We start from the raw sequence: 353 nt of genomic DNA on the forward strand, positions 1-353 counted from the left end.
AGTAATCTCGATCGTATCGGCTAAGTCTGAACCGACAAGGTTTTCACCACCAGTACCCGCTACCTCAATCTCTTTAAATACGATACCGCTAGTAATTAGTTCTTTCGCTATTCCGGTTAGCTCGACGGTCTCGCCTGCTAAAGCATAAACAGTGTCGACAAGGCTGGCATCGCTACCGGCCAGTACAGCACTAACATCCGAGAACTGGATGCCTTTGCTGCGCAGCTTTTTATCGCCCTCAACGGTGAAGGCATCTTCACCAGCAGTACCGGTTAGGGTTCCTGTATTAGTAACCGCATCAATACCACTGAAGTTGATGTCATAGCTGCTACCATTAGGGTCGATGGTTACAC

1 protein-coding gene is annotated in these 353 nt (G+C 48.4%); it reads right to left on the minus strand.

Features of this window, described 5'->3' with window-relative positions; genetic code table 11:
* Nucleotides 1–353, minus strand: a 353-nt coding sequence (locus ACXAFI_RS20040; protein WP_475110177.1) for a hypothetical protein, incomplete at both ends; no start/stop codon positions are given.

The organism is Microbulbifer sp. ABH2_005 (genome assembly GCF_056160005.1).